The organism is Streptomyces olivochromogenes, from assembly GCF_001514115.1.
Classification (GTDB): Bacteria; Actinomycetota; Actinomycetes; order Streptomycetales; family Streptomycetaceae; genus Streptomyces; species Streptomyces olivochromogenes.
Window position 1 is genome coordinate 75,853 of sequence record NZ_KQ948471.1, and the last position, 12,837, is coordinate 88,689.

Annotated in this window: 9 protein-coding genes and 1 pseudogene; 6 read left to right on the top strand and 4 right to left on the bottom strand. The window is 69.7% G+C overall.

The genetic code is table 11. From position 1 onward, the window contains the following. The first annotated feature begins 208 nt into the window (after positions 1-208). Both AQJ27_RS39940 and AQJ27_RS39945 read left to right on the top strand, forming a co-directional pair. Complete coding sequence (locus AQJ27_RS39940; protein ID WP_067380217.1) at positions 209-1,189, top strand: ATP-binding cassette domain-containing protein; 981 nt, start codon at positions 209-211, stop codon at positions 1,187-1,189. Continuing rightward, on the top strand, positions 1,186-1,971 hold the full coding sequence (locus tag AQJ27_RS39945; protein ID WP_067380220.1) for an ABC transporter permease: 786 nt from the start codon (positions 1,186-1,188) through the stop codon (positions 1,969-1,971). Before AQJ27_RS39940 ends, AQJ27_RS39945 begins: the two co-directional genes overlap by 4 nt. On the opposite strand, the gene AQJ27_RS39950 is transcribed toward AQJ27_RS39945, so the two are convergent. Beyond that, a complete protein-coding gene (locus AQJ27_RS39950; RefSeq protein WP_067380223.1) occupies positions 1,952-5,089 on the bottom strand; it encodes an ATP-binding protein in 3,138 nt (1,045 codons plus the stop codon). The two genes, AQJ27_RS39945 and AQJ27_RS39950, sit on opposite strands and share 20 nt — an antisense overlap. Before the next feature lie 107 nt (positions 5,090-5,196). Between AQJ27_RS39950 and AQJ27_RS53140 the strand changes: the two are divergent. Further along, a pseudogene (locus AQJ27_RS53140) lies at positions 5,197-5,376 on the top strand (zinc ribbon domain-containing protein); the annotation flags it as partial. A 123-nt stretch (positions 5,377-5,499) separates the two neighbouring features. Here the strand turns inward: AQJ27_RS53140 and AQJ27_RS39955 are convergent. Continuing rightward, positions 5,500-6,417, bottom strand: coding sequence for a LysR family transcriptional regulator (locus tag AQJ27_RS39955; RefSeq protein WP_067380226.1), 918 nt, complete (start codon positions 6,415-6,417; stop codon positions 5,500-5,502). Positions 6,418-6,517: 100 nt separating this feature from the next. On the opposite strand from AQJ27_RS39955, the gene AQJ27_RS39960 reads away from it, so the two are divergent. Then, on the top strand, positions 6,518-7,576 hold the full coding sequence (locus AQJ27_RS39960; protein ID WP_067380229.1) for an NADP-dependent oxidoreductase: 1,059 nt from the start codon (positions 6,518-6,520) through the stop codon (positions 7,574-7,576). Positions 7,577-7,645: 69 nt separating this feature from the next. Here the strand turns inward: AQJ27_RS39960 and AQJ27_RS39965 are convergent, their stop codons facing one another. Together AQJ27_RS39965 and AQJ27_RS39970 are read right to left on the bottom strand one after the other, a co-directional pair. After that, complete coding sequence (locus tag AQJ27_RS39965; protein WP_067380232.1) at positions 7,646-8,095, bottom strand: universal stress protein; 450 nt, start codon at positions 8,093-8,095, stop codon at positions 7,646-7,648. A gap of 117 nt (positions 8,096-8,212) precedes the next feature. After that, positions 8,213-9,655, bottom strand: a complete 1,443-nt coding sequence (locus tag AQJ27_RS39970) for a GntP family permease (protein WP_079065591.1) — start codon at positions 9,653-9,655, stop codon at positions 8,213-8,215. Positions 9,656-10,223: 568 nt separating this feature from the next. Between AQJ27_RS39970 and AQJ27_RS39975 the strand changes: the two genes are divergently transcribed. Next, on the top strand, positions 10,224-10,883 hold the full coding sequence (locus tag AQJ27_RS39975; protein WP_208948611.1) for a YoaK family protein: 660 nt from the start codon (positions 10,224-10,226) through the stop codon (positions 10,881-10,883). Between the two features lie 836 nt (positions 10,884-11,719). Continuing rightward, entirely contained in the window at positions 11,720-12,331 is a 612-nt protein-coding gene (locus AQJ27_RS53145) for a response regulator transcription factor (protein ID WP_159064515.1), read from the top strand. Positions 12,332-12,837 lie beyond the last annotated feature (506 nt).

The following is a 12,837-nucleotide window of genomic DNA, read 5'->3' on the forward strand; positions in this document are numbered from 1 at the left end:
TGGCCCAGGCCGCGTTGGTACGAACCGTGCACACCTCCCGCCCCTGCCGGCCGTCCGGACACAGGCCCGGCCGGCCCGCGACGCCAGCCGCGCCCAGGCCGCAACGGCAGCGAGACAACAAAGCATTGCCACCCCCGGCCACCCGGTTCCAGGTCACTGAAACCATCGTGAAACCGCGCTGAATGCGCCCTGCCGCAACCTCCTCGGCATGACGACAACGACATCGCACTCACTCGCCATCGCGGCCAAGGGACTGCGCAAGTCCTACGGCGACAAGACGGTCCTCGACGGCATCGACCTGGCCGTGCCGGCCGGCACCATCTTCTCCCTGCTCGGCCCGAACGGCGCCGGCAAGACCACCGTCGTCAAGATCCTCTCCACCCTGATCACCGCCGACGCCGGCGACCTGCACGTCGGCGGCCACGACCTGGCCGCCGCCCCGCAGGCCGTACGGGCCGCGATCGGCGTCACCGGGCAGTTCTCCGCCGTCGACGGCCTGATCACCGGCGAGGAGAACATGCTCCTCATGGCGGACCTGCACCACCTCTCCCGCAGCGAGGGCCGCCGCACCGCCGCCGAACTCCTGGAGCGCTTCGACCTGGTGGAGGCCGCGAAGAAGCCCGTCTCCACCTACTCCGGCGGCATGAAGCGCCGCCTGGACATCGCCATGACGCTGGTCGGCGGCCCGCGGATCATCTTCCTCGACGAGCCGACCACCGGCCTCGACCCGCGCTCCCGCCACACCATGTGGGGGATCATCCGCGAACTGGTCTCCGGCGGCGTCACCGTCTTCCTCACCACCCAGTACCTGGACGAGGCCGACGAGCTCGCCGACCGCATCGCGGTACTGAGCGACGGCAAGATCGCCGCCGAGGGCAGCGCCGACGAGCTGAAGCGGCTCGTCCCCGGCGGCCACGTCCGGCTCCGCTTCACCGACCCGGCCGCCTACCAGTCCGCCGCCGTCGCCCTGCGCGAGGTCACCCGCGACGACGAGGCGCTGGCGCTGCAGATCCCCAGCGACGGCAGCCAGCGCGAACTGCGCGCCATCCTCGACTGGCTGGACTCCACCGGCATCGAGGCGGACGAACTGACCGTGCACACCCCCGACCTCGACGACGTGTTCTTCGCCCTGACCGGTCCCACCACCGTCCCCACCCAGCCGAACCAGCCCAAGGAGAACGTCCGATGAGCGCCCTCTCCCTCGCCGTCCGCGACTCGAACACGATGCTGCGCCGCAACCTCCTGCACGCGCGCCGCTACCCGTCCCTCACCCTGAACCTGCTGCTCACGCCGATCATGCTGCTGCTGCTCTTCGTCTACATCTTCGGCGACGTGATGAGCACGGGCATCGGCGGCGCCGACCGCTCCGACTACATCGCCTATATCGTCCCGGGCATCCTGATGATGACCATCGGCGGCACCGTCATCGGGACCGCGGTGTCCGTCGCCACCGACATGAACGAGGGCATCATCGCCCGCTTCCGCACGATGGCGATCCACCGCGGGTCCGTGCTCGTCGGGCACGTCGTCGGCAGCGTGCTGCAGTGCATCGCCAGCGTGGTCCTCGTCGGCGCCGTCGCCGTGGCCATCGGCTTCCGGTCCACGAACGCCACCGCCCTGGAGTGGCTGGCGGCGTTCGGCCTGCTCGCGCTGTTCGCCCTGGCACTCACCTGGATCGCCGTCGGGATGGGCATGGCCAGCCCGAACGCCGAGGCGGCCGGCAACAGCGCACAGCCGCTGATCCTCCTGCCGCTCATCTCCAGCGCCTTCATCCCGGCCGACACGATGCCGGGCTGGTTCCAGCCGATCGCCGAGTACCAGCCCTTCACCCCGGCCATCGAGACCCTGCGCGGCCTGCTGCTCGGCACCGGGATCGGCAACAACGGGTGGATCGCGATCGCCTGGTGCGTCGGCCTGACCGTGCTCGGCTACCGCTGGTCGACGGCGTCCTTCAACCGCGACCCGAAGTAGCCGCCATGACAGCGCGGGCTTCCTCCCGCAACTCGTCCCGCTTCAGGGCGGCGTACTCCGACACCGCGTCGGCGTACGCCGCCCCGGCAGCGTCTCCGGCGGCCGCGACCGCCTTCCCGGCGCGGTCCGCCGACATCGTCGGCTGGAACTCGCGCATCACCCCCAGCCGTTCGGCCAGCGCGATCATCCGTACGGCACCGGTGTCGCCGGACGCGAGCCCCGCCATGCCGAGGGCGTGCAACACCGTGCCGAACAAGGGGAGTTCGGAGGGCGAGCCGACCGGATCGCACAGCAGCGTCTGCAGCCGCTGCCGCAGCCGGTCGACCACCTCCGTGACCAGCCCGAGCCGGCCGGCGTGCGCGTGCGCCGTCACCGCCACCGACTGGATCAGGAACGCCCACGGGTCGAGCCGGGCGTCGCCGCCGCGCACCGACCCGGCCGCGAGCATCCGCTCCACGGCGCCGCGCCACAGGCCGAGCCCGACCTCCGTCAGCCCGCGGGAGAGCGCGATCTCGGCGCGCCCGCCGAGGTCGGGCCGGTAGAAGTCGTCCTGCTGCGGGATGTTGTCGCTCTCCGCCTGCCGCAGCCAGTAGTCGGCCTCGTCGGTCTCGCCGCGCTGCAGACAGGCGAGGACCAGGAGCGAGCGGATGCTGATGTAGTCGTGCCCGTCGCCGAGCCGCGGCAGCACCCTGAGCGCCGCCTGGAGATGCTCGTACGCCTCCTCGCCCCGCCCCGTGCGCAGGCACAGTTCGCTCAGCCGGGAATGCACCATCAGCTGCACGGACGGATTGTCGACCGCTGCCAGTCCGGCGACCGCCCGGCGGGCCGAGACGAGCGCGCGGTCGATGTCGTGCTCGAACTCCCAGACGTAGCAGGCGACGCACTCGGCGATGCCGGAGAGCAGCGGCTGCTCGCTGCCGCAGAGCGCCTGCAGCACGTCGTAGCCGGGGGGCCGTATCTCGGGGACCGCGCTCAGCACGAGGGCGGTGGCGCGCATCAGTGTGTCCGGCGGGGCCGGGGGCAGCCGCCGGAGGGTGACGAGCTGGCGTACGGCGCGCGGGCCGGTGCCCATGAACACGGTCGCCGTGCCCAACACCGCGGCGGTGCGGGCGACTTCGACGTACTCGGGCCCGGGACGGTAGTGCGACAGCGGCGGGCCGGTGTCCGCGGCGATGGCGGCGAGGCGGGGAAAGCTGGTGCCGGTGGACCACAGACTGGCGAGGACGGCGGTGACGGCGGCGGTGGCGGGGTTGTCCGTACGGGCCAGGGCGTGCCGCAGGGCCAGCACGAGGTTGTCCTGCTCGGCCTTGATCCGCTCCCAGGCGGCCTGCGCATCCGAACCGAAGAGCGCGTCGTGGTACGCGACCCCGAAGTCCCGCGCCCAGGCGAGGAAGCGGCCCACGGCCTCCTCGTCCCCGCCCGCCTCCGCCCGCCGGGCCGCGCTGAACTCCCGTACGGTCTCCAGCATCCGAAACCGCACCCCGGCCGGGGTCTCGGCGACGGTGAGCAGCGACTGACCGGCCAACTGCTCAAGAAGCAACAGCGCATCCTCGCCGAGCACTTGCTCCGCCGCTTCACCGCCAAACCCTCCGGGGAACACGGACAGCGTGCGCAGCGCCGCCCGGGCATCCTCCGCGAGCAGGTTCCAGCTCCACTCCACGACCGCGTGCAGCGTGCGGTGGCGCTCCGGAACACCCCGCACTCCGCCGCGCAGCAGCGCGAACCGGTCACCGAGACGGCGGGCGATCTCCGGCACCGACAGCACCCGCACCCGCGCCGCGGCCAGCTCCACGGCGAGCGGCAGCCCATCGAGGTGACGGCACAGCCCGGCCACCGCGTCCGGCGGCAGCTCCACGCCGGGCCGGGCGGCCCGGGCCCGCTGCGTGAACAGCTCGACGGAGATGTCCAGACCCAGCTCCGGCAGCGCGTACACCGCCTCCGACGTCAGGCCCAGCGGGGCCCGGCTGGTGGCCAGCACCCGCAGGTCCTTCGAGGAGGAGACCAGCGCCTGTACGAGGCCGGCGGCACCGGCGATGACCTGCTCGCAGTTGTCGAGGACCAGCAGCGCGGACCCGGAGCCGAGCACGCCGAGGATGCCGGACACCGGGTCGTGGCCGCTCACCGCACCCGGCCGGCCCTCGCCCGCGCCGAGCGCGGAGGCCACCTCCGCGGCCACGTCCTCGTCCGCCGTGACACCGGCGAGCGGCACGAAATACACCACGCGCTGCTCGGCCCGGCGGCTGACGGCGTGCGCGAGCCGGGTCTTGCCGAGGCCGCCGGGGCCGACGACGGTGACGGCGCGGGAGGCGCGCAGCAGCCGCTCCACCGCCGCGACGTCCTCGGCCCGGCCCAGCAGCGGGTTCGGCTCGTGCGGCACACCGTGCCTGGCCACAGGCGACTCGCCGCGCAGCAACTCCTGCTGTACGGCCTTGAGTCCGGCGCCCGGATCCGTGCCGAGCGTCTCGCGCAGCTCACGGCGGTACGCCTCGTACCGCATCAGCGCGGCGGACGGGCCCGCCGTCGCCGCCTCGGCGCGCAGCAGTTCGGCGAGCACTTCCTCGTCCCGCGGATGCTCCGAGGCGGCCACGGCCAGCGGTCCGGCCGCCTCCGCGTGCCGCCCCAGCCGGGCGAGGGCGAGCGCCCGCGCGCGCAGGAGCGCGCCGCGGACCGGGGCGCGCTCGGCGCGCAACGCGGCCACGGGGTCGTCGGCGCTGCCGGCCCCGTCGGGAGTGCCCTCCCACAGCGCGAGCCCGGACTCGGCCGCGGCCAGCGATCCCGCGTGGTCCCCGGCCCTGGCCCGGTCAGCGCCGGCGGCGGCGTGCAGCAGCAGGGCGGAGCTGTCGACCCGGTCCTCGGCGAGCGCGAGCCGGTATCCGGCCGGCGTGCTCGCAAGGACGTCGGCGCCCAGCTGTGCCCGCGCCCTGGACACGAGGACCTGCACCGCCTTTCCCGGCCGCTCCGGCAGCTCGTCCGGCCACAGCCCGGCCACCAGCCGCTCGGTGCTGCAGCCCGTGCGCAAGTCGCCCGCGAGCAGCGCGAGGAGACCGCGGAGCCGGGGCGCGGTGATCTCCTGCCCGCGATAGGCGACACGGGGCAGCAGGGTCAGGTCGGTGGTCACCCGTGCAGATTAGCCAAGGCGCCGGCCGCCGGAACTCCCGCCGCAGGCCGAACTCCCGCTGCCCGTGCGGCCCTGCCCCACGCGCGCCCGCCGCCAGGGCGGCCGCCGTGGACCCCCGCAACACCTCCCGCACCCGCCCCGCATGCGGGCACATGGCGAAGGAGAACCGGCCCACACAGGAAAAGTTCCCCTGCGTCGCCTGCGGCCACAACGCGCACGCCGACACAGTGGGAGCCACCAACGTTCCACGGGCCGGGCTGGTCCGCCGCGACGCCAACCCGGCGTAACGAAAAGCCCCGTCCTTCCAGGACAGGAGGAGTCACCCGTGGAAGAACCTGTGCGAGGCGCTCAGAAGACGGTCGTGGCACACCACGGCTGCCTGCCTGGGGCAGCCCGCCCACTCGGCCCGATCAAGCCCCGCCGCCGAGAAGGCTCACACCCCGCGGGACCGTCGCCCGCAGTTCCCTCACCAAGGCGCGTACGGCGGCGGATCCGGCCAGTTCGGAGGTGGTGACATAGCCGACCTGGCGTGTCGGGCGCTCGGGGCCGAGATCAGTGATCCCGACCGAGTCCGGTGCCCCGGCCAAGGACAGCGCCGGCATGATCGCCATTCCGTGACCCCCGCTCACCAACGAGAGCACCGCTCCGTCGTCCTCGGCCTCGACGGTTGCCTTCGGGATCCAGTCCTGCGCAGCCCACCAGCCGCGGGTGTAGGAGCCACAGTTCTCGGCCCAGTCGACCAGCGGCAGCGAGCGCGGGGCGGCATGACCCGTCGCGTGCACCAGCGCATACGGCTCTTCAAGCAGGCTGTTCGCGACCAGACCCGGTGGAAGCGGCACGGAGCCGCCCAGCGTGGCGATGGCGATGTCGGCCTTCCCGTCGGCCACTTCGCCCGCAGTGCCGCGCCCCACCTCGCGCACGATCCGCACCCGCGGCTCGATCCCGGGGTGCCGGACGCGCAGCCGCTCCAGGACGGCCGGCAGCAGATGGAGAGCCGCGCTGCGGAAGGCCGCGATCCGCAGCGGCCCCTGCGCGGCATCGGGCCGGGCCGCGCCGCGCGCCTCGGCGGTCAGGACGTCCAGCAGGCGCAGGACGCGGCGGGCGTACGCGACGGCCTTTTCTCCGGCAGGGGTGGGGCGGGCGCCGGTGCGGCCGCGTTCGAAGAGAACGGCACCGATCCTGCGCTCGCTGCCGCGAACCGAGTGGGAGACCGCCGACTGGGTCAGAGCGAGTGTGCCGGCCGCGGCCGAGAAGCCGCCGCTGTCCGCGACCGCCACCAGGACGCGCAGTTCCTGCGGGGCGAGATCGGAGTCGGTCGTGCGGGCCACGGGGCGCTCACCTCAACGTATGAGAACTGCTCATGGAACGGCGTGTCGCATGAGCCCAACCGGCTGCCCGGGCGGCGCATTCCCGCCCTACGGTCCGGGCATGAACGAGACCGCGCTCACCGTGCACCAGACCGCCCGCCCCCACGGCTTTCCCACCGCCGAGCACTTCACCTTCGTCGAGTCCGCACTTCCCGGTCCCGCAGCCGGCAGCGCGCTCGTGGAAAACCTCTACTGGTCCGTCGACCCCTACCACCGCGAGATGATGGACGACGTGCCCGGCGGCTTCGCCCTCGACGCACCGCTGGAAGGCCGCACCATCGGGCGCGTCATCGCCTCGCGCACGCCCCGGCTGACCGAGGGCGAGATCGTGTTCCATCGGCAGGGCTGGCGCACGCACACGGTGGTGACGCCCGAGGAGATCCGGCAGCTGCCCCGCTTCGACAAGGTGCCCCTGACCGCGTACTTGAGCACCCTCGGCGGCACCGGCCTGACCGCCTATGTGGGCCTGACCCGGATCGCCCGGCTCCAGGAGGGGGAGGACCTGTTCGTGTCGGCCGCCGCGGGCGGGGTCGGCACCGCGACCGGGCGGTTCGCCAGGCTGCTCGGCGCCGGACGGCTCGTGGGCAGCGCGGGCTCGGCGGCGAAGGCCGCCCACCTCACGCGGGAAGTGGGCTATGACGCCGTCTTCGACTACCACGACGGGCCCGCCGCCGACCTGCTCGGCAAGGCCGCGCCGGAGGGCATCGACGTGTTCGTCGACAACGTCGGCGGCGCCCAGCTGGCCGCCGCGGTGGGAGCGCTGCGCGAGTTCGGGCGCATCGTCCGCGTCGGCACGATCAGCCAGTACAACACCCCCGACGCGCCGCCACCGCGCTTCAACTACGCGGACATCGTGGAGAAAAGCCTCCGCATGGAGGGCTTCCTGGTCAGCAACTACCGTGACATGCAGGAGGAGTTGTACGAGTTCGCGGTGCCGCATCTGCAGAGCGGCCGGCTCGCTCCGGACGAGACGGTGGTCGACGGTTTCGAACACATCGTGGACGCGTTCCTGGGAATGCTGCGCGGCGAGAACACTGGCAAGATCATCGTGCGAGACCGCACACAGGCCCGGGGTCCCGTGCGCACCACGCCGCCCTGCGGCCCCGGCTGTCCGCAGTAGGGCGGTCCTCACGGCCTCCGGCAGAGTCAGGCCGAGGGATGGCCGGCCCTGCGCCCAGCCGGGACGCAGCTATGGCGCTGTGACGACCAGTACACGTGATGCGGCGTTCTGAAGGCAGTACTTGTCGACCGTGTGACGCAGCCACCGCAGGACCTGCCGGCGCTTGCGACCCACCACCAGCAGATCTTCGGCTCCCCGGGCCAGACTCGTCAGCACCGGTCCGGGAACGCCCTTTGCCACCCGTTGCTCCACCGGCACGTCGTTGGGAAGAGAAGCGCGCTCGCACTGCGCGTCGAGTGTGTCCCGGGCCAACGCCTCCTGCGATGCGCTCAGCTCCGGACAAGGAAACATACGTTCGACGTATTCGCCTCCGAACGGACTCCACACCATGACGGCCACGAGGGTGGCATCCCGGCGCCGTGCCTCTTCCGCCGCGCGCTGCAGCACCGCGGTGCTTCCCTTCTCGCCGTCGACGCCGACGACGACGCGCCCTCGCCTGGCCTTTCGTTCGTTTTGCATGACAGCTCACCAAACCTGAGTGGTTGGGATTGATCAAAGGATCACTGCGAATACGCTAAAACTTCCTCCGGACGCGGGGGATCCCACAGTCGATGGAGCGGGTGGATGACGTGCCTGTCACACGACAGCGTTGAGCAGCATGATGCAGCCCAAGGATGTCAACGAGAGCAGAGTGTGGGACACGGTCCAGGTCTTGAGCGTGCCACTGACCGACATTCCGAAATACTCTTTGACCATCCAGAACGAGGCATCGTTGACATGCCCCATGAAGGTCGATCCCGAGCCCAGGGCCAGGGCGAGGAGCGCCGCTTGAGTGGGCGCCAGGCCGTCCGCGAGGGGGCCGACGATGCCGGCCGCGGTGATGGTGGCAATGGTGCCGGACCCTACGACGACTCGCATCAAGGCGGCGATCAGCCAGGCGAGCAGGAGCAGCGAGAGGTGGAGGTGACTTGCCGCCAGGGTGACGGCACGATCGACACCGGTGTCCTGCAGGGCCTGAGAGTATCCTCCGCCGGCTGCGACGATCACCAGTACACCCGCGACGGGCGCGAAGCTCTTGGCCATGGATGCCTGGATGTGGCGCCGGTCGGCGCCGAGCGCATATCCGAAGGTCACCAGCGACACGAACACCGCCACCAGCAGTGCGATCATCGGGGTGCCCAGAAACTCTACGGCGGTGTACAGCGTGCCGTGGGACATGGGAATGCTGTCGAAGACCGCCTTGAGTGCCATCAGCACAATGGGGAGCAGGATGGTGCCGAGGGTCGCCGGGAGGCTCGGCAGCCTGCGCGGCGCGCGTTCGACACCCCCCGTATCACCGCCGGCGCCCGTGTCGCCGCTCTTGTCGTGAGGGGTGGTGGTGAAGGCGGCTTCGACGGAGTCGGGCACGTGGGCCGGTACACGGGGCCAGATATAGGCGGTGAACAGAGGGCCGACGACGATGGCGCAGGGCACGGCCACGAGGAGCCCGTAAAGCATGGTGAGCCCGATCGAGGCGTGCACTGCCTGGATCGCGATCAGTGGCCCCGGATGAGGGGGAACGAGCGCGTGCACAGTGGCCAGACCGGCCACAACGGGCATGCCCACCCGCAGGACCGGGTAGTGGAGCTCCTTCGCCAGCTGCAGTACCAACGGCATCAGCATGATGAAGCCGACCTCAAAGAACATCGGCAGTCCGACGAGGGCCGCGACCAGGGTCATCGCCCACGGCAGCCATTCGGGTCGGACGGTGTGGGTCAAGGTGTCGACGATCCGGTCGATACCGCCGGAATCGGCCAGCATGCGGCCCAGAACCGCGCCGAGGAGAATGAGCACGCCAACCGAGCCCGTAATGCGGCCCACTCCGGTCGTGAAGGAGCCGACGGCCTTTTCGGCGGGCTGTCCAGCCAGGAGTGAGACGGCCAGGGAGCTCACCATCAGGGCCAGGAAGGCGTGGATCTTCAGCCAGCTGATGAGCAGAACGACGAGGGCGATGGAGACACCCACCACCACCAGGAGCCAGGTGTCTTGAGCGGTCCAGGGCTGAGCCGCCGACAACACCGCGGCCGCTGAGCTCGCCATCCCGTGGTCTCCGTTCCCGGTCCCCGCCTTGTCTGTCGCCCGGGCTTCCGGGGAAGGTGGGCGGACCGCCCACGCACGGATGGACCACCAGCAGAACGACACCACACCGAACTGCACACCATGCGGCGCAACGAGGACACGACTGTCGCCATCACTCGATCAGCGCGGCCCCGCACCCGTACCGGCTTGCCGAACACGCGGCGATCAGGGATTGCGCCACTGGCGGCATCGCCCATTGAGCCTGTGCGGGCAGTCGGCGGGCCTGATTCTGCCGGTCTGGTGAATGCCCCACGAGGGTGACGCGTAAGGATCAACGACTCCGTCGGCTATATCGTTTCGGTGACTTCAAATGCGCAGATGATGCGGGCAATCAAAAGAACCCGGTTCAGCCAGTCAGCCCCTGACCGTATATGGAGTGCCAGCAGGCCGAGAATATGGAGGTGGAGGCATGCCGGACGCCGAGCCGCAGCCCCGGGGCGGTGGAGCGCAGGGGCCCGCCCCCGCAGTCGACCCCGCAGTCGACCCTGCCGGGTCGACCGCTCCGACGCCGGCGATCCGGTCGGTGCGGTTGGCGGCACTGCTGGCGCTGGTCGGCGGCGGCCTTGACTCATACACGTTCATCAGCCGAGGGGGAGTGTTCGCCAACGCACAGAGCGGCAATGTCGTTCTGTTGGGCATTGCGGCCGCCGAACGGCACTGGTGGCAGGCGCTGGAACGCCTCCCGCCGATTCTTGCCTTCGTGGCCGGTGTCCTGGTTGCCGAGACTCTTCAGCGGCCGAGGGTGGCGGCGGTGCTGCGCCGGCCGGCCTGGGCGGCCATGGTGCTGGAACTCGTCGTGCTGGCAGCGGTCGGCCTGATCCCCGCCAGCGCGCCGGACACGCTCGTCACCGTCCTCATCGCCTTCATGGCCGCAGTGCAGATGACCACCTTCCGCACGCTTGTTGACGCTGTCTACAACAGCACGATGACCACGGGAAATCTCCGTTCAGCCATGCAGAACGCGTACGCGGCAGTGGTCAACAGGGACATGGACGCCAGACGCCGGGCGCGCCAGTTCGCCGGCGTCGTCCTCGCGTTCCTCGCGGGGGCGTTCGGCGGTGGCTGGTTGACCTTCGCATGGGGTGTGCGGGCGGTCTGGGCCGCTTGTGTTCTGCTGGCGGTGGGTTTGGCCATTTTCGTGCACGACGAGCGCGTAGTGCGCAAGCCGCGCGAGGGCCAAGGGCTTTGAGGCCGACGTGTTGCTCCCGTATGGGGCTCGTCGATCCGGTATGCGCGTCACTGATGTGACCCGAGGTCAACTCGCATGAAGCGCAGGGTGTTGTTTCCCTATCGGGAACAGCCCTCCACTCATCAGGTTCCGTGCCCCCGCCGACGTACCACCTTTTTCGCCATTGCCAGGACGGCATGCTGATTCTGCAATCCCTGCGAAGCCATCTCCGAAGCCCTCTCCTGGTCTTCTCGGCAAGCTGTCGGTCACGGTGGGGATCGGTGAGCGGCTGATGCCGGGAGCATCCCTCCGCGGCCACCGGATGCCGACGACGGGGACAGGGATAAATCGTCTCGTCGGGACAGTTAGCGATATCCTGCACTGGTCGAACCGGCGCCGCCGGCGCCGGCACCAGGCCTGCAACCAGCCACTGCACGACACGGCCGCAGCTCCTGAACCGCCCAGCAGCCAGAACAGGCGCTGTTGCCGTGCTCAACGCCGTCGGCCCAGGTGCCTTCACGGACGCCGGCGGGGCACATCGCAGTGCTCGCCGAGCCGACATCGACGAGCTGCAGGCCGCCCACCAAGAAGCTGATCGACATGCTCGCCTTCGTCCCGGCTGAAGCGATCGACCCGGCCGCGTATCCGAGCGGCCACCGCGCGAAGCCTCGTACGCTGCCAGAGGTCAAAGATCACGGACCCTCCCGTCCCGTCATCCCCGTATGGGCCATCCGGGGTGCCACTTCTTGCGGAAGAGCCGAGTCTGGGGTCAGGCGGCGGGAAGCACCGGCCGTCTACTCCGCTGCGTCATGCGGCCGGTGGCCCCGCCTAAGCTGGAGCTTCTAATGAGCCCGTCTGTGACGTCTATAGCCGTTATCTGCGACTGGTCGTTGCTTCAGCTCGGTCTCGCGCAGGCAATCAATTCCCAACCGGACTTGCGGATCACGACCTTCGTTAAAAGCGTGAATGACTTGCTCCGCAAGGCGAATGGCGTAAAAATTATTGTACTGACCAGCCTGCAGCTGTCCGACCAGGCGGCATCCGACCAGGTCGCTCAGCTGCATCGACAAGGGTACGCGGTCATTGTGATATCGACATCGGAGGTGCAGTCCGATGCCGTCCCGTGCATTAAAGCCGGCGCTCGCGGATATCTGAGTCGGCAAACCGACGATTCGGAGTTGGTGACGGCCATCCGCGCCGTTGCTTCAGGAAGAAGTTACTTCGGCGCCAGTCTCGCTGGCCAGAGTCTACCTGCGCCTCCTCCCCGTATCACCAGCCGCGAGAAGCAAATCTTGCAGCTCGTCGCCAACGGTGCGACAGATCGCGAGATTGCCAACAAGTTGAATATCACCGAAAACACGGTTCATACACACCTGGAGCGACTGCGCAGAAAGTATGGCTCCCGCCGCAGGGCCGACCTCACCCGCTTGGCCCTAAAATGTGGCGTAATGGAGAATTTCAAAGAGTAAGCAACTTGGCACACCGCTGCTCGCTGCTGCCGGATGTGTTATTCGTTCGGGTGGATATCGTCCAGACTGTTGACGAGAATCACGGACGGTGGATTTGAAGGCGTGGGCACCTGAATGAGAATGGGGACGTAAACAATCATGCCGTGCCTGTACTCGGCTTTCTTCGAGAGCCGATAGCACACAATCGCCGCCGGGTCGCTTCGCGTCGCATAGCACCGAAGCACCGACTTCGCGGGTGCGGCCTGCGAGGTAGGCGACGGGACAGTTGCCTCACTCACTGGTGCGCTCCACACCCCAACCGCCAAGCAAGCGGAGGCTGCGACTGCCAGACGGCAAGCATGGCCCATCCCATTAGCCTTCACTGTCGGCCATCCAACCTCAGCACCTCGCAGAGGGAACCTCTGCGAGGTGCTGACTCATCTGATTGCCCTTCGTCAACCGACGAACGAGGCCGATCTGACTGAGCGAGGCCCGGGGCTCCGCCCAGTCAAATGATCAACCTTGCG